Raw genomic sequence first — 21,046 nt, forward strand, 5'->3', positions numbered from 1 at the left:
GTTATCCACAACGGGCGGGGCCGGGAGCGCTTCGCGCGCGCGGTTAGGCTGGCGGCATGACGACGATGCCGACCGATACCCTGGATTCCCCGCGCGTGACCGCGCGCCACCTGTACTGGCAGGGGTGGCGCGTGGCGCGCATTGCCGAGTTCATCGACGAGAAAGCGCCGACCGTGCACAGCTGGAAGCAGCGCGACGGCTGGGACCAGGCGTCACCGACCGAGCGCGTGGAGGGCGCGCTCGAGGCGCGGATGGTGCAGCTGATCGGCAAGGAGCCGAAGGAGGGGCGCGACTTCAAGGAGATCGATCTACTCGGCCGGCAGATCGAGCGCCTGGCCCGGGTGCACCGGTACAGCGAGACCGGCCGCGAGGCGGATCTTAATCCGAACATCAACGCACGCAACGAGGCGCCTCGCCGCAAGCAGAAGCGCAACGCGCTGGATGAGGAAAAGCTCGAGGCGCTGCGCGAAGCGTTCTTTGACTCGCTGTTCGACTATCAGCTGATATGGCACGAGGCGGGGCAGAAACACCGCATCCGCAATATCCTGAAGAGCCGCCAGATCGGCGCGACCTGGTACTTCGCCCGCGAGGCGATCGTCGACGCCTTCGAGCACGGCCGCAACAAAGTCTTCCTGTCGGCCAGTAAGGCGCAGGCGCATATCTTCAAGAACTACATCGTGCAGTTCGTCAAGGAGGCGACCGATGTCGAGCTCAAGGGCGACCCCCTGGTGCTGGACAACGGCGCCGAGCTGCACTTCCTGGGCACCAACTCCAAGACGGCCCAGGGCTACCACGGCGATGTCTACCTCGACGAATACTTCTGGATCGGCCGCTTCGCCGAGTTCCGAAAGGTCACCAGCGGCATGGCGATGCACAAGCAGTGGCGCCAGACCTACTTTTCGACACCCTCGAGCATCGGCCACGAGGCCTATCCGTTCTGGAACGGCGAGATGTTCAACAAGCGCCGGGCAAAGAAGGACCAGGCAGCGTTCGACGTTTCCCATCAGGCGCTGGCCGACGGCCAGCTGTGCCCCGATGGCCAGTGGCGCCAGATCGTTACCGTCGAGGACGCCATCGCCGGCGGCTGCGACCTGTTTGACCTCGAGCAGCTGCGCCTCGAGTACAGCGAGGACGAGTTCGCGAACCTGCTGATGTGCCAGTTCGTCGACGACAGCCAGAGCGCCTTCCCGCTGGCGATGGTGCACCCGTGCATGGTCGACAGCTGGGAAGTGTGGGACGACTACCGGCCCTTCGCGCCGCGGCCGGTGGGTGAGCGCGGGGTGTGGATCGGTTACGACCCCACCGGCACTGGCGAGAATGGCGACGGCGCCGGTCTGGTGGTGGTGCTGCCCTCGCGCAGCGCCGAGGAACCGCACCGGGTGCTGGAACGTCACCGCCTCAAGGGCGAGGACTACGAGGCCCAGGCGGCATTCATCCGCACGTTCGAGGCGCGCTACCAGATCGAGCATATCGGCATCGATACCAGCGGGCTGGGCGAGGCGGTGGCCGAGCACGTCGAGAAATGGTTCCCGACCCTGGTGCGCTACCAGTACAGCGTCGACGTGAAGAGCCGCATGGTCATGCAGGCCCAGCAGATCATGCGCAAGGGTCGGCTGGAGTTCGACGCTGGCTGGGCGGATCTCGCCCAGTCGTTCATGGCCATCAAGCGCGAACTTACCGCCTCGGGCCGCCAGTTCACCTACAACAGCGGGCGCAGCCAGGCGACCGGCCATGCCGACCTGGCCTGGGCCACCATGCACGCCCTTCACCACGAGCCAATCGACGGCCCGGTCGAGGAGGCCGGCCGGTCCATCATGGAGTTTTCCGAATGAGCGAAACGACAGCAAAGCCCCGCATCCGCGTGCCCGCCTACCAGGTCAGCGAGGGCACGACATCACCGGCACCCGCCGCACCGGCCGGGGCGGAAGCGTTCAGCTTCGGCGATCCCGAGCCGGTCACCAGCATGCGTGATTTCTTCTACGAGGGGCTGTGGCTCTCGGCCGACGAGTGGTACGAGCCGCCGGTCCCGCTGGACGTGCTGGCGAAGAGCTACCGGGCCACCGCCCACCATGGCTCGGCGCTGCAGGTGAAGCGCAACATCCTACTGCGCACCTTCGAGCCGCACCCGCTGCTGGGCCGCCAGGCGTTCAGCGGCCTGGCACTCGACTACCTGGTGTTCGGCAACGGCTACCTCGAGGAAGTGGTTGGGCGGCTGGGCAAGCGCCTACCGTTTCGCCACCTGCGTGCGCGCTACATGCGCCGCGGCGGCCTCGCGGCCGACCGCTACTGGTGGGTACCCAACTTCGTCGACCGCGTCGAGCTGCCGGCCGGGCGGGTGATCCACTTACTCGAGCCCGACATCGACCAGGGCATCTATGGGGTGCCCGACTATATCGGCAGCCTGCAGTCCGCCTGGCTCAACGAGAGCGCCACCCTGTTCCGCCGGCGTTACTACCTCAACGGCTCCCATGCCGGGTTCATCATGTACGTCAACGATGCCGCCCATAACAAGCAGGACATCGACGCCATGCGCCAGGCGCTCAAGGACTCGAAGGGCCCCGGCAATTTTCGCAACCTGTTTCTGTACTCCCCCGGGGGCAAGAAGGACGGGGTGCAGGTGATCCCCGTCAGTGAGGTCGCGGCGAAGGACGAGTTCTGGAACATCAAGAACATCACCCGCGACGACCAGCTGGCCGGCCACCGCATCCCCCCGCAGCTGATGGGCATCATCCCCCAGAACACCGGCGGGTTCGGCGACGTCGAGAAGGCCGCGCGCGTGTTCGTGGCCAACGAGCTCGAGCCGCTGCAGGCCACCATGCGCGAGATCAACGAGATCGTCGGCGAGGAGATCGTCCGCTTCCAGCCTTACTCACTCGACGGCGACGACGGCCCAGGCCTCGACCCGACGCGCTGACCAGCGCCCGCCAACTTCACCGCAGCCGCCCGACCAGGGCGGCTTTTTTGTATCTGCTCGCCAGACCAGGGCCACCCCCACCCTCACCCGGCGGCGCCCCGGCGCGCGCCGTCGACACCCCGCCCCGCCTCCGCTCTAAATATAAATATTTTTATGCACTTTGGCACTATAGACGCGGGCCGCGCCGTTACTGGGCTTGGCGTGGGTTTAGAGGGGCCTTCGCGCTATGCGTTTCCCTGCGTTTTTTGGCCTGTTATCCACAGCCGGTTTTATGGGCGCTTTCCGTGCGTAGCAGCTTCTCGCATCTTGTTGATTTTATTGCGTGCGGATGCGGATCTATACGTAACACTTTCGGCCATAAGCTGCTGATGACGTTCTTAAATGTGGATAACTTGTAATCAGTAGGTCCCGGGTTCGACTCCTGGTGCCGGCACCATCTTTCGGATGGCTACTGACGCAACACACCAGACCTGCAATCAACGCGAAAGCAAAAGTTGCCAGGCCCCGTCAGGGGTGGTGTGGCCGACGCTATCTTCGTGAAATAGCTACAAATTGCCAGCCTCACACTTGTTTCCATCTGGAACCGAGGTGAGGATATGCGTGTTGTTTCCGTTGTTTCGACCAAGGGTGGCGTCGGCAAGACCACCGTCACTGCCAATCTGGGCGGCCTGCTGGCCGATGCGGGCCTCAAGGTCCTGTTCATCGACCTGGACAGCCAGCCCACCCTCTCCAGCTACTACCCCCTTCGCAGCGAAGCCCCCGGCGGCACCTACGAGCTGATCGCGCTCAGCGACACGGCTCCAGACCGCGTCATATCGCAGACGGCCCATCCCAACCTGGATGTGGTGATCTCCAACGATCACGCCGGCCAGCTGCCCCAGCTGCTGCTCAACGCGCCGGATGGCCGTTTCCGCCTCGCCCAGCTGCTTTCCAGCCTGTCGGGCTATGACCTGATCCTGATCGATACCCAGGGGGCCCGCTCCATCACGCTGGAGATGGCCGTGCTGGCATCCGACCACGCCCTATCTCCCATCACCCCCGAGTTGCTCTCCGCCCGTGAGTTCGTGCGCGGCACCGTCGGCCTGCTCCGTGATCTCGAGTCTCTCAGCCAGTTCACCCACCTCTCCGTTCCCCCCGTTTCCGTGCTCGTTAACCGCCTGGATGAAACCGCCGATGCGCGAGGCATCCACCAGACGCTGGCGGAGATGTTCGCCGCCGGTGAGCATGGCGTCAGCGTGATGCACAGCACCATCCGTGCCGGTGTTGCCTTCCGACAGGCCGCCAGTGCTGGCCTGCCGGCGCATCAGTTCGAGCCCCGCAAGCCTGCTGGACGCAAGTCGCCCGCCGCGGCCGACCAAGTCAAGGCGATGGCCGGTGAGCTCAATCCCGACTGGCAGCCGCTGATCGACGCCATGGTCTGCACCACCGCCATGCAGGGGGGCTGCCATGATGAGTGCCATTGAGAACTTGGTCGAGCGCCGGGTGGCCGAGGAGAGCCCAGAAGCCGGCTATCTGCCGCCGCACAGCACGGAAGCCGAGCAGTCGGTGCTGGGCGGCCTGCTGCTGGATAACGCCATGTGGGATGAAGTGGCCGACCGCCTGTCGCCGGCGATGTTCTACCAGAAGGCCCATCGCCTGGTATTTCAGGCCACTCGGGGGCTGGCGGAGCGCGACCAGCCGATGGATGTCGTGACGGTCTCCGAGGCGTTGGAAGAGGTACGGCAGCTTGAACAGATTGGTGGGCTCGCCTTCCTGGCAGAGCTGGCACGCAATACGCCCAGCGCGGCCAATGTCGTGGCCTATGCCGAGATCGTGCGGGATCGCCATGCGCTCCGGCAGCTGATCCATACCTGCTTCACGCTGAACCAGCAGGCCCTCAATGCCAAGGGCCGCTCGGCCGCTGAGCTGATCGAGGTAGCCGAGCAGAAGTTGTTTGCCCTGACGGAAGAGAGGCACGAGCGGCTGAGCTCTGTGAAGGAGATGCTAGGCGAGGCCATCAACGTCATCGACCAGGCCTTTAATGCGCAGGACGGCGTGACCGGTATTCCGAGTGGCCTGAGCGAGCTGGACGCCATGACCGCGGGTTGGCAGCCCGGGGATCTCATCATCCTGGCTGGCCGCCCCTCTATGGGCAAGACCGCCATGGGGCTCGGCTTTGCGGAGCATGCGCTGACGTCTGAAGAGGGTGCTGGCCCGGTCTTCATCTTCTCCCTAGAGATGCCGGAGTCGCAGCTAATGCTCCGGTTGATCGCCAGCCTGGGCAATGTCTCGCTGCAGAAGCTGCGCACCGGGAAGATGGAAGATGAGGATTGGCCGAGGGTGACCGCCGCGGTCAATCGGCTCACCCAGCTGGAGGGGAAGCTGTTGATCGATGATGCCTCTGGCATCACCGCCTCCAGCCTGAAGGCGCGAGCGCGCCGCATGACACGCCGCTTCGGGCGCCCTTCGATGATCCTGGTGGACTACCTGCAGCTGCTCCAGGAGCCGGGCAGCGAGAACCGCACGCTCGAGGTGGGCAAGGTCAGCCGGATTCTCAAGGAGACCGCCAAGGAGCTGCGCACCCCGGTCATTGCGTTGTCGCAGCTCAACCGATCGTTGGAAACCCGCCCCAACAAGCGCCCCTGCATGGCCGATCTGCGTGACAGCGGCGCGCTGGAGCAGGACGCCGACGTGATCGCCTTCATCTACCGCGATGAGGTCTACCACCCCGACAACGAGGACAGCCACGGCCTGGCCGAGCTGATCCTCGGTAAGCAGCGCAATGGGCCGACCGGCACCGTGCACCTGGCGTTCCAAGGGGAAGCGGCGCGCTTCAAGCCGTTGGCTTGGCAGCATCAGGAGGTGGCCCCATGAGTCAGCATCGCGTGCGCACACCCGAGCCTCGCTCCCGCCTTTCACAGGCGCTGGCTCAGGTCATGAGCGAGACCCGCCAGCGTCAGCACGAGGCTGAGAGGGAAGGGCTCCCAGCCCTTGAACATCTGATCCGTGTGGCTCAGGGCCATAGCGGCCAGTCTCATCACCTCCGTCGCCTCCTGCTTGGGCTCTACAACGGCTACCGCTGGCCCTTCGAGATGCAGCGGCTGCGGGCGCTGGATGCCGACCTGCAGGCCGATGCCCTCTCCGTCATCAGCATGGCCACCTACAGCGGTCACGAGATCCACACCTTCATCGAGGGGGGAGACGCCTTGCTGAAACGCTTCTGGGAGATCGAGGAGGCCGACGATGAGTAAGTCCCTTTCTGCGGCGCGTGGGTGCAAGGGCATGCAGCGTCTGATCCGCTATGCCTCGACTCAGGGCTGGGAGGTGCAGCGTACCAGCGGGGGGCACCTGCGGTTCAGCAAGCCGGGCTGCGCACCGGTCTTCACCTCCTTCACCACCAAGGACCGCCGTGCCGAGCTCAATGCTCGCTCCCAGTTGCGCCGGGCGGAGTGGCAGCAGAGGCGCCGCCATGACGAGTGATTCCACTGTCATCAGCGCCAAGGCGCCGCATGTCGGCGCCACCTCTGTCAGCACCGTCACCAAGGGAGCCATCGTATGAAACGTCCCACCGACCAGCAGCTGCGCGAGCGCCTGATGCAGCCGGGCCCAAAGCGTCAGGGGCAGCCCGTGGATGCCGTCACGCCACCCGACCAGGAGATGGCCGTCTGGGTCACGCTGGACATGCTCAAGCCCTATGAGCACAACCCCCGGCAGGTCAAGAACCCCAAGTATGACGAGATCAAGGCCTCTATCCTCGCCGCGGGACTCAAGCACAAGCCGCCGGTGACCCAGCGGCCGGGCGAGAAGCACTACACCATCTGCGACGGCGGCAATACCCGCCTGCAGGTTCTGCATGAGCTCTATGAAGAGACCGGCGAGTCTCGCTTCCACGCCTTCTATGCCTTGTACCGACCCTGGCAGTCTGAAGTGAAGATGCTGACGGGCCACCTCAGCGAGAACGACAACCGTGGCCAGCTGCTCTGGATCGAGCGCGCCAAGGGCGTAATGGACGCCAAGGCGATGTACGAGGATGAGAGCGGCGAGGCGCTCTCGCAGCGCGAGCTGGTCAAGCGACTGGCCGAGGATGGCTATCAGGTTGCCCAGAGCCACATCAGCAGGATGCTCTATACCGTTGAGCATCTGCTACCCACCCTGACCAACAGCCTCTATAGCGGACTTGGCCGCTCACAGGTCGAGAAGCTGATCAGCTACCGGGAGGCCTGCCGGCAGATCTGGGAGCGCTGTACCCAGGAGGTCGCGCCCGAGGGCTTTGCTGAGGCCTGGCACCAGACCATGGCCTGGTTCGATGACGAAGGCCAGACCGAGATGAACTGGAGCATGGTGGTGGATCGGCTGTGCGGCATGCTGGCCGACCACACGGGCGTGCACTTCAACGTCTGCGAGCTGACCCTCGATAACATCGTCACCTATCGCAAGCGGCGCTGGGACCTGGAAGAGCATCAGGCCTTCGAGGCCCTGGACGTTGAGCTGCATCAGATGCGCGACCCGGATGCTCAGCCGCCGTCGCTCTATCCGCCGCTGCCTGATACCGCTGCCGAGCCGGCAGCGGGTAGCGCGCCAAAGGCAAAGGCGCCCGCGCCTGACGCTGAGCCGCAAGCCGAGCAGCTGCCATCGCCGCGTACCCTCAGCGGCAGAAACGTGAATCCCGATGAGGGGCGGACGGAGAGTGAGGAGCTGCTGCGGCTACGCCGGCAGGTCGAGGCCCTGGAGCGTGAAAAGGAGCAGCTGAGCGAGACGCAGTCTCCTGTCATTCCGGGGTTCGAAGAGCCGGCGTCGGGGCCTGGCCCTGCGCCCATGGCCGCGCCCCTGGAGGAGGAGCTCGACTGGCCCGAAGGCGCTGCTCGGACAGAGGCCGAGCAGGCCGCCCGCCTTGAGGGGCTGACCCAGTCGAACTGGGAAGAGAGCCCCGGAAAGCGCGGCTACCGCCACCACCTGGCCAGTGAGCTCGGCATGCCCAGCTTCGACTTCGAACAATTGGCTCCCCTGGCGGCCCCGGTGCTGTCCGGCGAGACCACCCCGCCCATTGCCGACGTCTGGTTCATCGAAGGGGTAGAGGATGAGCCCCGTTCGCTGCGCATCCGCATCCGTGAGCTGGTCCAGGTCATTGCGCGCTGGGGTGGCTTTAGCGGCAGTGAGGTGGTGGTTGCTGATGACGATGGCATCGGCTTCGATCTCAACCCGCTGCCGCATGCCGCCGACCGTCGTGCGCTTTTCGCCTGGCAGGCGCTGGCCAGCCTGCGCGGCGAGCTCAATCCCGAGTACCCCTCGGACGCCACCCTCTGGGGAGCGCTGCTTGGTACCCATCGGGAAGAAGGAGACGAGAGCGCTTGGGACGATGCGGTGCTGCTTCGCTTCTTCCGTCTGGTGCGTCTGATCCGTCGTCTACGTGAACACCTGCCGGCACAACAGGAGGCCCAGTCATGAGCGCTTCATCCGCCAACTTGAATCAGGCCCTGCTCAGCCAGGTCATGGGATTTCTTCGGGAGGGCAACATGCGCCGAGCGCTGGCCCTCGGCTTCAGTGAGGAGGAGCTGCGCACGTTGCGTCGCCTGAGAGCGAGTGATATCGACTCCCTGGCCTGCGCCGGGCCTGTCGTCGCTCGCTTCTCGGTGGACCATGCCGCGTTGCGTGGCGTTCTGGCGCGCATCGATCGCGACCAGGACCGTGAAACCCTGATCGACCGCTGCCTCAGGCTGGGGGCCAGCGTCAGCATGATGGGGGCCTTCTTCGGACTGACCGGCAACGACTGCTCGACGCGTCGTCAGCTGCTGGGCATTGCGCCGCGCCAGGGGCGACTGGCGATGCCGTCGGAACAGGCAGAGCACGATGCCTGGGAGCGTTGGCAGCATATCGCCCTTGACCCTCAGTCGACCGACGACCTGCAGGGGATGGTCACGCTCGCGGAGGAGACCGATATCCCACTGGCGGTGGTCTGGCACCTCATCAAGCAGTGGGTCGATCCTGGCCAGCCGCGCACGGCGCCCCCGGCCGAAGAGTGGACGGCACCTGAAGGAGAGCGGTAATGGTTCAGCTGCGCGATGCCACTCGACAAGGACTGGATCGCCTGATCGGCCAAGCGGCTTCCGAGATGACCCAGCGCCGGGGAGAGCCCCCGGCGTCTGCCATTGCGGGCAACGAAGCAGGGCAAACATTGGATGCCTCGTCAGGCCTCGATGGGCTGCTGTTCTTCGGAAATCCCCATGAAACCGTGCCGCGGGCGCTGCTGCTTGATCCTCGCTTGGGGCACGTCGACAAGCTCGGCTGGCAGATGATGCGGATGCTGGTCAATCCGGACCGAACCACCGCGGTGCCGACCTATGACGAGCTGCAGCCGTTGCTGCGGGGGGCTCCGGGCCAGAAGGCCTCGCGGGCCACGGTCGCCCGCGTCATCGCCGTGCTCCGGCTGACCCGCTGGGTCAGCCTCGGGCATCGAGCGCGTAACGCGCACAACGGCCGCATCATCGGCAACGTCTACATCCTGCACGATGAGCCGCTCTCTCCCGCCGAGGCCTCGGTGCTGGATGCCGACTACGTCGAATACGTGTGCCGCTGCCTGGATCACCAGAACAAGGTGGTTAAGGCAGTGGCTTCCATAGTGTTCGAGGAGCTACAGGACGCCGGGGCGCTCCATGAACTGCCGACGCGTCTCGATACCCTGGTGTCTCGGTCCAGGAAGACCCGGCATCCCTCGCCGGCCAGGCGTGAGGCCACACAGTTCTCCGCCGCGACTCAGCAGAAGAACCAGGGCAGAAACCAAGGCAGGGTGCCGAGTTCTCAGCGAGAACCCGGCCGGGTGAGCCGAGAGAACTCCCCCGGTTTCCAGCGAGAACCAAGTCTAGAATCAAGAGCTTATGAGGCCATCGATGCAGTTTTCCATGAAAACTCGGGCAGTTCTCCACATACAGTACGTACTTCACACTTTGTAAAACCTACAAGTACCCCAGCCGTGAGCCTGTACTGGCCGGCGTGTCTCTCGATGGATGAGAGCGAACGCCAGGCGACTCAGCTGCTGATGACGGACCTGTCAGACGATACCCAGCAAGCGATCCTCGATGAGGCGGCAGGCCGTGTGAGCACCGGTTCGGTGAGAAGCCCCAAGGGCTTCCTGAGGGGGCTGATCAAGCGCGCTCTCAGCGGTGAGTTCGTGGTCACCGGCTATGCCCAGACCCAGGCCGAACGCCGGGCGGGTAGAGCGACCCAGAGTGCGACACCCGCTATGCAGCGGCCTGCAGCTCGTGCTGCGGCTCAACCATCCAAGCAGACCTCGGCACCCACGGCACCAAGCACCACGTCGAACACCACCTCGCCCGAGGAGGCCCAAGCGGCCCGAGAGCAGTGCCTGCGCAACCTGGGGCTATGGCCAGCTGGCGAGAAAAACTCACTCAGCAGCCATTAACGATTCCGCTGTCTCCCATGCATCAACTGATTGACAGTGCCTGCCATACCGCGGACACACATCAGCATGAGGACGACACGACATGGCCGTTGATCGCCTGGGAGCACTGCGCAGCAAGATCGAGCTGACGCTCCATACCCACCACGCAGCACGGATCTGGAAGGGGCGTGGGGTCGAGACGGGGCGCCCACAGATCATTGGCATGCGGCAGTTCTTGCTTATCTGCGGCGCGATCAAGCAGAACGCAGCCAAGGATGACCCCTATGCGGACCACTGGCTGCTGCAGCTGGATGCCAAGCTTGCCGAGACTCGCGCTCAGCTGGACCAGCGCCTCCAGGAGCTGGATAGCCTGATGGCGCAGCTGCCTCCCGAGCTGGATGTTGAGGAGAATCTCAACCAGCAGCCTCTCAAGATCCCCGTCTATACCGGCGGTCAGCATGGATGGCTCGCCCTGCGCCTGCTGATCGACTTCGACCGCTTCGTCAGGCGCGTCATGCTCGCCCACCACATTGCTTTGATTGGCAGGCGGCAGATGGAGGAGTACGTCCGGGTTGGCGGACACCTCCTGCGCAGCCTATGCGCGAGCACCCAGAAGTACCCGGGCTTCAGCGGCGCCACCCGCGATGACTTCGCTGCCAACAATGCCAAGGCCCGAAATGCCATCGAGAAGTTCGGTGTGCTGCCCGACGACGTGCTCTCCGGCAAGCGGCGCAGCGAGTTCGCCCCGCCGATTACCAAGCCGGCGGAGGCCAAGGCGGCCAGTGGTGGGAGTGGAGTGGAGAGTGACCAGGCACCTCCCGCTGGGTAGGCCGCCCAGGGTGATGCCAGTGGCATCACTTGGTCGGCGGTGCTGGAGGGAGGTCTCCGGGGTGATGCCAGTGGCATCACTTGGGCCGCGGTGCCGGAGGAGGCCTTCGGGGTGATGCCAGTGGCATCACTTGGGCAGTGGTGCCGAAGGAGGCCTTCGGGGTGATGCCAGTGGCATCACTTGGGCAGAGGTGCCGAAGGAGGCCTTCGGGGTGATGCCAGTGGCATCACTTGGGCGGTGTTGCCGGAGGAGGCCTTCGGGGTGATGCCAGTGGCATCACTTGGGCCGCGGTGTCGGAGGAGGCCTTCGGGGGTGATGCCAGTGGCATCACTTGGGCGGTGGTGCCGAAGGAGGCCTTCGGGGTGACGCCAGTGGCATCACTGAAAGTGAGTGAGGGGGCAGCTTGAATACCGCATCGAATAGCTATGGCAATGACGCATTCAACAGCTACGCAAAGGGTTATTTAAAACCCTTTAAGGGTAAGGGGGAGCTGATTCGCCTGCGTGATGAGCTGGAAAACTCGGCAAGGGCGGCTCGGCAAGAGGCGATCGATATGGCGTCTCAGGCGAATGGCGGCTCGCTGAAGTCAACGGATCTTTGGCTGACCCCATGGGGGAAGTCGGGCATACCTGCCAGAACCCTGCAGTGGCGTGATAACAAGCAGCGAAGCATGGGGCTTTGGCTGCTGGAAGCCTTCCTGTCGCGTGATGACATTTCCGAGGCGTTGCGGAATTCCGTCATCGAGCTGGAAGTTCAGCGCTGCGTGTTCAATGCCAAGGCGGCCACGATCAACTGGTCGATCAAGCGAATCGGCAAGGCGCTGGCGGATATCGAGCATGCGGTCTCTTTTCAACGATAACGACCAAGGAGGATACCCATGGGCACACGCTTCTATGGCGAGGGAAATATTGGCAGTGACCCCGAGGTTCGGACCTTCCCCGTGCGTGACAATCAGCCGCCCCGCACGCTGCTCAGGCTCAACGTGCGATTCGACAATCTGGTCCCCAAGGATGGGGAAATCGTGGACCGCGGCGGCTTCTGGGCAGACGTGGAATGGTGGCATCGGGATGCAGAGCGCTGGTCTCGCTTGTACCAGCGTGGAATGCGAGTCGTGGTGGTGGGAAAGATGGTTCAGGACAGCTGGGAGCAGAACGGCGATACGCGCACCGCCTTCAAGGTACAGGCTGAACGGGTGGCCATCTTGCCTCATCGGGTGGCTCAGGTAATCATGGATGCCCCCCATAGCCATCAGCAGCCTGCAGAGCAATATGCCAGCGGCCCGGGAGCGAGCCAGGAAGGCTACGGGGACTAGCCGCTGAGTGATCATGGATGCATCAAGGAGAATAGCGATGAAGGGAGCGAAGAGAGTCCTGATTTGGATTGGGCTTGGCGCTGTTGCCACTGTGGCAGCGGGCTGTACGACCCAGGACCATCTCTACTCTCAAGGACACTGCCTGACCTGCATCAATAACCCGGTGACGGGGCAACCCGTCAATTACGATCCCGAGCAGCAGCCTGCTATCGAGGAAGAGGCTGTGCAAGCCAGTCGGGATCAGGGGCCTGCTGCAGGCAACAGGCAGGGGCGGTTCGGAATGGCGTCTCCGTTGGACGTGGACACGGCCTACGCAAGGGTACGCGCAGAGTTCGGGTTCCGCTCGGAGGCGGGCTTCAATCCGAACAGTAATTCCGACCAGTGGGCGATGATGGACAACGCATGGCACTTCGATGCCACGCCCGGCGCCTTCTATCAGATGAGCGACTACGCGAGGCAGACCATCAACGGTGCTGAGCACTCTCTCGTGCTGAAGGCCCAGATTCAGCGCAACGGTAGCGGCTCTCGCATCAACGTGGAGTACCTGCCGGCGACCAATGCCCGGTACGATGGTGATGCCATGGGTGAGGCGCTTGAGCAGCGCTTCCGCACGGCGCTTCGTTAGCGCATAGGGGAGGGCATTCGATGACGACACGGGAGCTGAGAAACGAGCGGATCGGCATCGGCCATGCGGCTCAGCTGCTCGGCGTCCGTGTCACTGAGCTCAAGGATGCCCTTCGGCATGGCCGCGACCTTCGCGGCCATGCACCACCCCAGCCCATCGTCAGGGGTGCCGGATCGTCCGGTACCCAGATGCTGTTTCTCCTGGGTGACGTCATGGACGCCGCCGAGCTGATGGCAAAAGCCTGATGCCTGGCGGCATAAAGCCGCCTTGCCGACGTTTCCATTCTTCCTTCGCTCCCCTCCATTGCCTTGCCATGCTGCCCTCAAGTTCATGAGGGAGGTGAGCCAGTGCGTGTATTCCTGTGCGAGAAGCCCTCGCAGGCCCGGGATATTGCCCGTGTGATAGGTGCCGGTCAGCGTAGCGAGGGCTACCTGCAAGGCGGCGGGAGCGTGGTGACCTGGGGGTTCGGTCACCTACTCGAGCAGGCGCCACCCGAGGGGTATGACCCGGCGCTCAAGCGCTGGTCCCTGGAGGCGCTGCCGATTCTGCCTTCGGCCTGGAAGATGGAGGTCAAGAAGAGTGGCCGCAAGCAGTTCGGGGTGGTCAAGAAGCTGTTGGGCCAGGCGGCCGAGGTGGTGGTGGCCACCGACGCCGACCGAGAGGGGGAGACCATCGCCCGCGAGCTGCTGGATTATTGCGGCTATCAAGGGAGGGTCACTCGCCTGTGGCTCTCGGCCCTAGACGACGCCTCGATCCGTAAGGCATTGGCCAGCATCAGGCCCGGGGAGACGACCTACCCGCTCTATCTGTCAGGGCTGGGACGTAGCCGGGCCGACTGGCTGGTCGGGATGAACCTGACCCGAGCCTATACGGTGCTGGCCCAGCGGCAGGGGCACCAGGGCGTGCTCTCGGTGGGGCGCGTGCAGACGCCCGCGCTGCGGCTGGTGGTGGATCGTGATCGGGAGATAGCGAACTTCGTGCCCCAACCCTTCTGGGAGGTGGTGGCTCAGTTCCAGGCTGAGGACGGTACCCTCCGGGCGAAGTGGAAACCAGGCGATACTTCGATCCTGGATGCCGCCGGGCGCTGCGTCAGTGAGGCCGCGGCCCGGTCGCTGGTTCAGCAAGTCGCCGGGCAGCTGGGGTGCGTCAGCCATCTTGAAACGGCCCACAAGAAAGAGGCGGCCCCGCTGGTGATGGACCTGTCATCGCTTCAGCAGGAGGCCTCGCGCCGCTTTGGCTATGGCGCCCAACAGGTGCTGGATATCGCCCAGGCGCTCTATGAGACTCACAAGGCCACGACCTACCCGCGAACCGACTGCCGGTATCTGCCGGAGTCGCAGCTTGAAGACGCTGAGCGCATCGTGACGATGCTGCTGCACTCGGATGAGATGCTGTTACCGCTTCGCGAGCGCCTGGACACGAGCCGCAAGAGTCGCGTCTGGAACGACAGCAAGATTACCGCGCACCACGGCATCATCCCGACGGCGGTGGCATGTGATCTGGACAAGCTGAGCGAAGCCGAGCGCAACGTCTATGACCTGATTCGTCGCCACTACCTGGCTCAGTTCCTGCCGGCCCACGAGTACGACCAGACCGAGGTGCGGGTAGACCTGGAGGGGGAAGCGTTCGTGACTTCAGGGCGACAGGTGCGGGTCGAGGGGTGGCGCCTGCTCTTCCCTCGAGCGGCTGGGGACGAGGGCGATGGAGAGAGCCAGGAGGCGCCTCCGCTGCCGGCCCTGAGCGAGGGAGCATCCTGCAAGGCCCAGCATCTCGAAGTGCTGGCCAAGCAGACGGTACCGCCCAAGCCCTTTACCGAGGGCACCCTGGTCGCCGCCATGAAGCATGCCGCCCGGTTCGTCACAGACGAGCGCCTGAAGGCCCGCCTCAAGGAGACCGCCGGGATCGGCACCGAGGCAACGCGGGCCAGCATCATCGAGACACTGCTGAAGCGAGGCTTCATCAAGCGGCAGAAGCGTGCCCTGGCCTCTACGCCAACCGGTCAGCAGCTCATCGATGCACTGCCCTCTGCCATCACCAATCCCGGCATGACGGCGCTCTGGGAGCAGGCACTGGATGATGTCGAGGCAGGGCGGGTGGAGCTGAAGGACTTCATGGCGCGTCAGGCTAGCATGGTGGGGAAGCTGGTCCAGCATGCGCGGGAAACCACGGTGACGATGCCTCAGCAGGAGAGCAAGAAGTGTCCGGATTGCCAGGCGCCCATGCGCAAGCGCCAGGGCAACTACGGTGCCTTCTGGGGCTGCACGCGCTACCCGGAGTGCAAGGGGATGCTGCGCGATGAGGCGCCCAGGAAGGGCTCCAGGAGCAAGCGTAAAGCGGTGTCGCCTTGACCGTGAACGGGACAGCCTCAATAATGCGAATACACCCCGTTGGTTGCTGACGGTCATCACGCAACGCCCTTTGAGCTCCAACGCTCATTCCCCGAAGTATTCGCACCTCGCGCGACGAATACGCCCCATCCCGCCTTTACGGCTCACACTGCATCATCAACAGTCGGGGTTCGAGGTTCCTTAGTCCTAGGCCAGCTTGGTTGGTTGGCCACCTGTCTCATACGACGACCGGCCTGCCGGCTACCTTGATCCAGGGTAGCCGGCAGGCCGGTTGACGTTTCCACGCCGGAAACGCCTGCCCTTTTGCGGAGCCCGCCGCATAACCAACGGGAGCCCTTTGTACAGGGATCTGTGCTTGATCGACCGAATGCGTCCGCGAAGAGATTCGGGTGCCACCGTGAGCGAAGCATGGCAACGAGGGACATGCCTTGGCTCCAGTCGCATGGCGGACATCCTGGTGCTTGTCGGTACGGCGACGACCCTATTGATACCCTCTATGGTCTTCAATCCCAAGACGTGGTGTGCCGCGTCTTGCGAGTGGGGATGTCGAGGAGATGCTGCCAAGGTGACGGGCAGCCTCTCAGTGGGCAAGTGCCGCCGCTGGCGGTCCGGTGGTCTCGACCGGCTCCAACCGAGACACCCTGGCACCCAGGCGTTTCAAGGGTGCGCCGCCTGGCGGCACGCCACCTCCCAAGGCCTCGCGCATCCCGAGACGAGGCCGCCCGTCAGGGCCGGATGCCACTGCTACCACCCATTCGGGGAGATGCCTCCCCAGGGGGGGGCGGACCCCCTGGAAACTGGAGGAATGCCTCATGGGTACGATTGTTGACGACCACTTCATGGTCTGTACCGACTGCCTGATGATCATCGCCAATGATGATGCCACCGGGCTGGATCACTTCCTGGATGAAGAGAGCGCAGCCGCCCGCGAGCGGGAGGTGCGTCAATCCATCGCCGCGGCGCAGCGCGACAAGCGCTACATCGTCGTCGGCGATAGCGAGCATGACGAGGAGTTCTCAACGTCGTCCTGCGACTGCTGCAACACCACCCTGGCGGACTCTCGGCACCACTGCGTGCTGATGACCTGAGCCAACGCCTGAATCCACTGCCCACCCGGGAAGCCACTCGACTTCCCTGATGGGGCGGAGTGTCTTCCTGGGGCTCGTATGTACCCACCGAGGAGACACACCATGACGGCAACCACTCACCAGAGTGCCACCTCTGGCTTCTTCGATCTTCATATCACCGGCCTTGGCTACCTCAACCGAATCCGGGAGGTGAAGCCGAAGCGCGGGGAAGCGTTCTGGGCATGCGATATCGCGGCCCTGAATGGCCCCGCAGACGATGTGGGCTACACCCGCTTCGACTGCCGTATCAGCGGCCGCGATGCCGAAGTGCTCGTCAAACGCTGCCGTCAGGCGGTGTACCAGGGTCGCAAGGTGCTGGTCGGCTTCAAGCTGGGCGACCTCTGGACGGACACCTTTGTCTACTCGAAGGGCGACAAGGCTGGCCAGACCGGCATCAGTCTAAAGGCGCGCCTGCTGTTCATCAGCTGGATCAAGGTGAACGGCGAGATGGTCTACCAGGCACCTCGCCGGGAAGAGCAGGCCGACGGTAACGACGCCCACGCTGGCTCAGCGGAGCATCAGGCAGCACCGCCTGAAACAGCCAACGGCTATGCCGCTGCCCACTCAGGAGGAGCGGCCGGCTCGTTCGATTCGCCGGCTATGCACTGATCCGTAGCGCTTCTATCAACCCACCCTGCCGGGGAGTGACCTCCCCGCTGGGGAGGTTCTCTTCGGCACTAGCGTTCGCTGGAGGAAGCCATGCGAGTCGAGATGAACCAGCTGCTTTATGATCCGCGAGACCCGGTCTGCTTTTACATCCTGAGCGCAAGTGCCGGGAAGCTGTACGCCTTCGTGCAGTGCATCGATCGCGGCATGGATCTCAAGGCCCACTACCGCGCCCGCTACTGGGGCGAGTACAGCCATGACGACCCAGATGGCAGCATCCGGAACATTCTGACCCACGGGGGTAAATGGCCGGGGCTGCCCACCGATTGATCACTGGCGGTGATAGTGACCCCAGCCTCGCCATACTTCAGTATCGACAAACTTAAGCCCGTGAAGAACGCCCCTCCCCGGGGCGTTTTTCATTACTCGCCTGATTACGCTTTTCAATCGACTCGCCCCCACAAACCCGAGAACCTCCTGCCTCAACGCCATTGAATGGACTCCCTTGAGGCAACGCATGCTCAACTTTCCGACCCTCTCTACCGCTGCGCTGATCGTCACCACGCTGCTGGCGGGCTGTGCCCATCAGCCGCCACAAAACCCGGAGCCATCGGACGCCGATCCTTTGCTGCTCTCGCTCCCGCACTTCGAAGTGGATGGTGAGCGGCACCGTGCCGTGGTCACCGGCCCCAACCCGCCGACGACCGAGGCCGTGACGCCGGACATCTACAGCGATGAACTGCCTTCCGTCGAGGTGATTCGTACCGGGCGTTATCAGCTGGTGGCCACTCAGGCCTCGCTGGGTCAGCGACACCTCCTGGAGCAGACCATCGATGTACGTATTCCTGCCTCCATGACCACCACCGTCGAGGACGCGCTGCATCACACCCTGCGCCACACCGGCTACTCGCTCTGTCCGGCGCCCGGCCCTGCTCAGCGCACCCTCTATCGCAAGCCACTGCCGGCGGCCCACTACCGGCTGGGCCCCATGCCGCTGCGCGAGGCTCTGCAGGTGCTGGGCGGCGATGCCTGGGAGCTGGAGGTCGGCCCGGTAGCGCGAGAGGTCTGCTACCAGGTGCGGGATGTTCGCTATGTGCCTGGCCAAGGCGACGACAGCCGTGAGGAGAGCACTGCAGCGGTGGCGGAGGTGAGGGATGAGTGAGCCAACCGAAAGGACGCCGGATCACCAGCCGGCTGGTCACGCCTCCTCTTCAAAGCACCGCGGCAAGCCAGGGGCAGGGAAGGGCAGCAGGAAGGCCCTCTATGGCCTGCTGGCGGTCAGCCTGGCAGGCGCTTTGGCATCAGGGGCTCTGCTGTTGAAGCCGGCTGCCGACGAGGTGCCGGTGGAAACTCTAGTGCAGTCCCAGATGCAGCAGGCGGTGGTGCCGCTGCAGGAGAGCCTGGCACAAGTGGAATCTCAGCAGGCGGCGCTGAAGCAGCACCTGACGGAGCTGGGTCAGCGTCTCGATCGGGCCGAGAAGCGAGGGCAGAAGAATGCCGCCGGCATCACGGCCACTCAGGCGCAGCTGGAGCAGCTGGAGCAGCTGGATCAGCTCGAGCCCCGCCTGTCCGAGCTGGCAGAGGGCCTGAGCCGCCTGGATAGCGTGCTCAACCTGCGCGTCACTGCCCAGAACGAGCAGATCCGGACGCTGAGCGAGCGTCTCGAGCAGAGCCAGCGTCAGCAGCCTTCGCCACGCCCGGCAACTGCTCACCAGGCGCCGCGGCCAGTGGCCCCGCCGTCGCCCCCGTTCCAGGTCACCGGCGTCGAGTCCCGGGGCGGCCGTCCCTATGTGGGCGTTTCCCCTAACGGCATGTCGAGCCTGCGTGACATTCGGCTGCTGGGCGTGGGTGATCGCCAAGACGGCTGGGAGCTGTCGGCGATTCGTGGTTCCCACGCCGTCTTCCGTCACAGCGGCCGCTCGGTCGACGTCCAGATTCCCTGATGCCACCGGAGATCCTGCGATGACATTGATGCAACGCGCTGTTCTGCCTTTTGCGACCTTGGCGATGACGCTGCTGGGGAGCCAGGCCCATGCAGTGGCCGCGCCGGAGAGCCGTCTCGATGCCTCCGCCGTGATACAGGAGGCGCAGCGGATACTCGAGAGCGAGCGGACTCGTACGCGCACGGAGCAGTCCGAGGCCTGGAGGCTGACCGAGCGCGACTGGGATCGCTATGTGTCGCTGATGGAAGGACCGCGGGGGATCTGGTCGCCCAACCTCGACCCTATCACCGCCCTCGGCGTCGAGGCGCGCAGCGCCGAAGAGCGCCGCCGCTATGCGGAGCTGCTGGTGGAGGTGGAGCGAGCCCGCACCGAGCGCGAGCTGGCCTTCCAGCGGGCCTACGACGAGGCCTGGCAGCTCCTCTACCCCGACGAGATGCCCGTGGATGAATTCACCCTGCGGCCGCGCTCGGCATTTCACTTTACCGATGAGGGCGCACTGCAGGCCCGCCTGACCGTGTATGTGGCGGTCGAGGAGTGCGAGCGCTGCGACGGCACCGTCAGCGAGCTGATGGCCCAGGGCACCCAGATGGACATCTTCGTGCTCGACAGCGACGGCGACGACGCGGTGATACGCGACTGGGCGCGCCGCGTGGGCGTGCCGGCGGATCGCGTGCGGGCGCGGGACATCACCCTCAACCACGGCCAGCCGGACCCCGAGCGCGGCATTGCCGCGGGGTCGCTGCCCCAGGTTTATCCGAGGTGAGGGCAGTGGCCGACATGGAGTGGAAAGCATGCCGGCGCCTGGTCATGGGCTGTGCGCTTGGCTGTGGTCTGGCGGTGGTGTCGTCGTTTGCCAAGGCGGCATCAGTGCCGCCGGCCTACTTCGATGCGGCCAGTCTGCATCAGGTCCCGCCAGAAGTGCTCTACGCGGTGGCCACGGCGGAATCGGTGGTCAGCCTGGAGGCGGGGCGTCGGCCCTGGCCCTGGACCCTGAACGTGGCGGGGGAGGGCTTCCACTTCGCGACCCGCCAGGCGGCCTGCGATGCCCTGGTGCTGGCCCTCAAGGAGACCCGTGTCGTGGACGTGGGTATCGCCCAGCTCAACGTGCGCTGGCAGCCGCAGCTGTTTGGCCCCGGCAAGCGCTTTCCCGATCCCTGCGATGCCCTGGACCCCTACGCCAACCTGGAAGAGGCGGCGCGCCTGCTGCGCGGCCACTTTGATGCCACAGGAAACTGGGTGCAGGCGGCCGGGCGCTACCACCGGCCCGCCGGCGGTGAGCCGGCGGCTCGCTATCGCCGCATCGTCGCCGCCGAGCTCGAGCGGCTGGGAACGTCTCGCCAGCGGCAGCTGGCGGGCAACTGAAGGAGATTCGACTGATGCTGCATCATGATTGCAGTTGCCGGGTTCTGTACGCCGGGGCGGGGCTTGGCCTGGTTCTTGGGCTCGGCGCAGCCGGCGTCCAGGCGGAGACGATGCCCCGGATGTCCCTGGCCGAGCGACCCTCCCTGGAGGTGCTCGCGGACTATGGCGGCGAGCCGGCGCGCCCCTACTTCGTCGCCATCGGCATGGCCGAGGTGCCGGAGGCGGAGGGCTATGCGCCGGATCCGCGGGCGCCGGTGAAGTTCGGGGAGACGGATATGCTGCCGGTGACCAGCGAGCGGCTGTCACCCGGCGAGGTGCGCTTTCGCCCACTCGAGCTGCCGAGCCGCATGACGCCCTTCTTCCTGGTCGGGGACGATGCGCTGTCGCTGCGCTGGCTGGAGGCTCGAAGGGAGGTCCTGCGCGAACTCAACGCCGTGGGGCTGGTGATCGAAGTCGATACGGTCGAGGGGCTGCAGCGCCTGCGCGAGGCGGCGCCGGGGCTCGAGCTGCGACCCACGCCGGGGGATGACCTGGCCGGCCGGCTGGGCCTTGCCCACTACCCGGTGCTGGTGACGCCTCAGGGGCTGGAGCAGTAGGAGCGAGCG

23 protein-coding genes are annotated in these 21,046 nt (G+C 64.8%); all 23 read left to right on the forward strand.

Annotated features, from left to right (window positions below; genetic code table 11):
- The first annotated feature begins 56 nt into the window (after positions 1-56).
- The 23 genes from ACM26W_RS01360 to ACM26W_RS01470 all read left to right on the forward strand — a co-directional run bounded on the left by ACM26W_RS01360 (position 57) and on the right by ACM26W_RS01470 (position 21,037).
- On the forward strand, positions 57-1,832 hold the full coding sequence (locus ACM26W_RS01360) for a terminase large subunit domain-containing protein (RefSeq protein WP_416139087.1): 1,776 nt from the start codon (positions 57-59) through the stop codon (positions 1,830-1,832).
- The gene (locus ACM26W_RS01365; protein ID WP_416139088.1) at positions 1,829-2,914 is read left to right on the forward strand and encodes a phage portal protein; all 1,086 of its coding nucleotides are present in this window, start codon (positions 1,829-1,831) and stop codon (positions 2,912-2,914) included. Before ACM26W_RS01360 ends, ACM26W_RS01365 begins: the two co-directional genes overlap by 4 nt.
- Positions 2,915-3,510: 596 nt before the next feature.
- Positions 3,511-4,377, forward strand: a complete 867-nt coding sequence (locus ACM26W_RS01370) for a ParA family protein (RefSeq protein ID WP_416139089.1) — start codon at positions 3,511-3,513, stop codon at positions 4,375-4,377.
- The gene (dnaB, locus tag ACM26W_RS01375) at positions 4,361-5,767 is read left to right on the forward strand and encodes a replicative DNA helicase (RefSeq protein ID WP_416139090.1); all 1,407 of its coding nucleotides are present in this window, start codon (positions 4,361-4,363) and stop codon (positions 5,765-5,767) included. Before ACM26W_RS01370 ends, dnaB begins: the two co-directional genes overlap by 17 nt.
- On the forward strand, positions 5,764-6,144 hold the full coding sequence (locus tag ACM26W_RS01380; protein ID WP_416139091.1) for a hypothetical protein: 381 nt from the start codon (positions 5,764-5,766) through the stop codon (positions 6,142-6,144). Before dnaB ends, ACM26W_RS01380 begins: the two co-directional genes overlap by 4 nt.
- Positions 6,137-6,373 (forward strand): type II toxin-antitoxin system HicA family toxin, encoded by a 237-nt coding sequence (locus tag ACM26W_RS01385; RefSeq protein ID WP_416139093.1) that lies wholly within the window; start codon positions 6,137-6,139, stop codon positions 6,371-6,373. Before ACM26W_RS01380 ends, ACM26W_RS01385 begins: the two co-directional genes overlap by 8 nt.
- A gap of 75 nt (positions 6,374-6,448) precedes the next feature.
- A complete protein-coding gene (locus tag ACM26W_RS01390) occupies positions 6,449-8,338 on the forward strand; it encodes a ParB family protein (RefSeq protein WP_416139094.1) in 1,890 nt (629 codons plus the stop codon).
- Positions 8,335-8,937, forward strand: coding sequence for a DUF2857 domain-containing protein (locus ACM26W_RS01395; RefSeq protein WP_416139095.1), 603 nt, complete (start codon positions 8,335-8,337; stop codon positions 8,935-8,937). The genes ACM26W_RS01390 and ACM26W_RS01395 overlap by 4 nt, the downstream gene beginning before the upstream one ends.
- Entirely contained in the window at positions 8,937-10,310 is a 1,374-nt protein-coding gene (locus ACM26W_RS01400) for an STY4528 family pathogenicity island replication protein (protein ID WP_416139096.1), read from the forward strand. The genes ACM26W_RS01395 and ACM26W_RS01400 overlap by 1 nt, the downstream gene beginning before the upstream one ends.
- Positions 10,311-10,392: 82 nt before the next feature.
- Positions 10,393-11,118: a PFL_4669 family integrating conjugative element protein gene (locus ACM26W_RS01405; RefSeq protein WP_416139097.1), complete on the forward strand. Its 726-nt coding sequence runs from the start codon at positions 10,393-10,395 to the stop codon at positions 11,116-11,118.
- Between the two features lie 403 nt (positions 11,119-11,521).
- Positions 11,522-11,977: a DUF3158 family protein gene (locus ACM26W_RS01410; RefSeq protein WP_416139098.1), complete on the forward strand. Its 456-nt coding sequence runs from the start codon at positions 11,522-11,524 to the stop codon at positions 11,975-11,977.
- 18 nt (positions 11,978-11,995) lie between these two features.
- Positions 11,996-12,430: a single-stranded DNA-binding protein gene (locus ACM26W_RS01415; protein ID WP_416139099.1), complete on the forward strand. Its 435-nt coding sequence runs from the start codon at positions 11,996-11,998 to the stop codon at positions 12,428-12,430.
- 37 nt (positions 12,431-12,467) lie between these two features.
- The gene (locus ACM26W_RS01420; RefSeq protein ID WP_416139100.1) at positions 12,468-13,055 is read left to right on the forward strand and encodes a hypothetical protein; all 588 of its coding nucleotides are present in this window, start codon (positions 12,468-12,470) and stop codon (positions 13,053-13,055) included.
- Between the two features lie 20 nt (positions 13,056-13,075).
- Positions 13,076-13,300: a hypothetical protein gene (locus tag ACM26W_RS01425; RefSeq protein ID WP_416139101.1), complete on the forward strand. Its 225-nt coding sequence runs from the start codon at positions 13,076-13,078 to the stop codon at positions 13,298-13,300.
- 102 nt (positions 13,301-13,402) lie between these two features.
- Positions 13,403-15,403: a DNA topoisomerase III gene (locus tag ACM26W_RS01430; RefSeq protein ID WP_416139102.1), complete on the forward strand. Its 2,001-nt coding sequence runs from the start codon at positions 13,403-13,405 to the stop codon at positions 15,401-15,403.
- Between the two features lie 812 nt (positions 15,404-16,215).
- Positions 16,216-16,491 carry a hypothetical protein gene (locus ACM26W_RS01435; RefSeq protein WP_416139103.1) on the forward strand — a complete coding sequence of 92 codons (276 nt, stop codon included), beginning with the start codon at positions 16,216-16,218 and terminating at the stop codon, positions 16,489-16,491.
- A 102-nt stretch (positions 16,492-16,593) separates the two neighbouring features.
- On the forward strand, positions 16,594-17,139 hold the full coding sequence (locus tag ACM26W_RS01440) for an STY4534 family ICE replication protein (RefSeq protein WP_416139104.1): 546 nt from the start codon (positions 16,594-16,596) through the stop codon (positions 17,137-17,139).
- Positions 17,140-17,229: 90 nt separating this feature from the next.
- Positions 17,230-17,466, forward strand: a complete 237-nt coding sequence (locus ACM26W_RS01445) for a hypothetical protein (RefSeq protein ID WP_416139105.1) — start codon at positions 17,230-17,232, stop codon at positions 17,464-17,466.
- A 187-nt stretch (positions 17,467-17,653) separates the two neighbouring features.
- Positions 17,654-18,298: a pilus assembly protein PilL gene (locus ACM26W_RS01450; RefSeq protein ID WP_416139107.1), complete on the forward strand. Its 645-nt coding sequence runs from the start codon at positions 17,654-17,656 to the stop codon at positions 18,296-18,298.
- Positions 18,291-19,079, forward strand: a complete 789-nt coding sequence (locus tag ACM26W_RS01455; protein ID WP_416139108.1) for a hypothetical protein — start codon at positions 18,291-18,293, stop codon at positions 19,077-19,079. The genes ACM26W_RS01450 and ACM26W_RS01455 overlap by 8 nt, the downstream gene beginning before the upstream one ends.
- Positions 19,080-19,098: 19 nt before the next feature.
- The gene (locus tag ACM26W_RS01460) at positions 19,099-19,842 is read left to right on the forward strand and encodes a TIGR03759 family integrating conjugative element protein (protein ID WP_416139109.1); all 744 of its coding nucleotides are present in this window, start codon (positions 19,099-19,101) and stop codon (positions 19,840-19,842) included.
- A gap of 14 nt (positions 19,843-19,856) precedes the next feature.
- Positions 19,857-20,441 carry a transglycosylase SLT domain-containing protein gene (locus ACM26W_RS01465; protein ID WP_416139110.1) on the forward strand — a complete coding sequence of 195 codons (585 nt, stop codon included), beginning with the start codon at positions 19,857-19,859 and terminating at the stop codon, positions 20,439-20,441.
- 14 nt (positions 20,442-20,455) lie between these two features.
- On the forward strand, positions 20,456-21,037 hold the full coding sequence (locus tag ACM26W_RS01470) for an integrating conjugative element protein (RefSeq protein ID WP_416139111.1): 582 nt from the start codon (positions 20,456-20,458) through the stop codon (positions 21,035-21,037).
- The last annotated feature ends 9 nt before the right edge of the window (positions 21,038-21,046 follow it).

The organism is Halomonas sp. HK25 (assembly GCF_047795635.1).
Taxonomy (GTDB): Bacteria; Pseudomonadota; Gammaproteobacteria; order Pseudomonadales; family Halomonadaceae; genus Halomonas.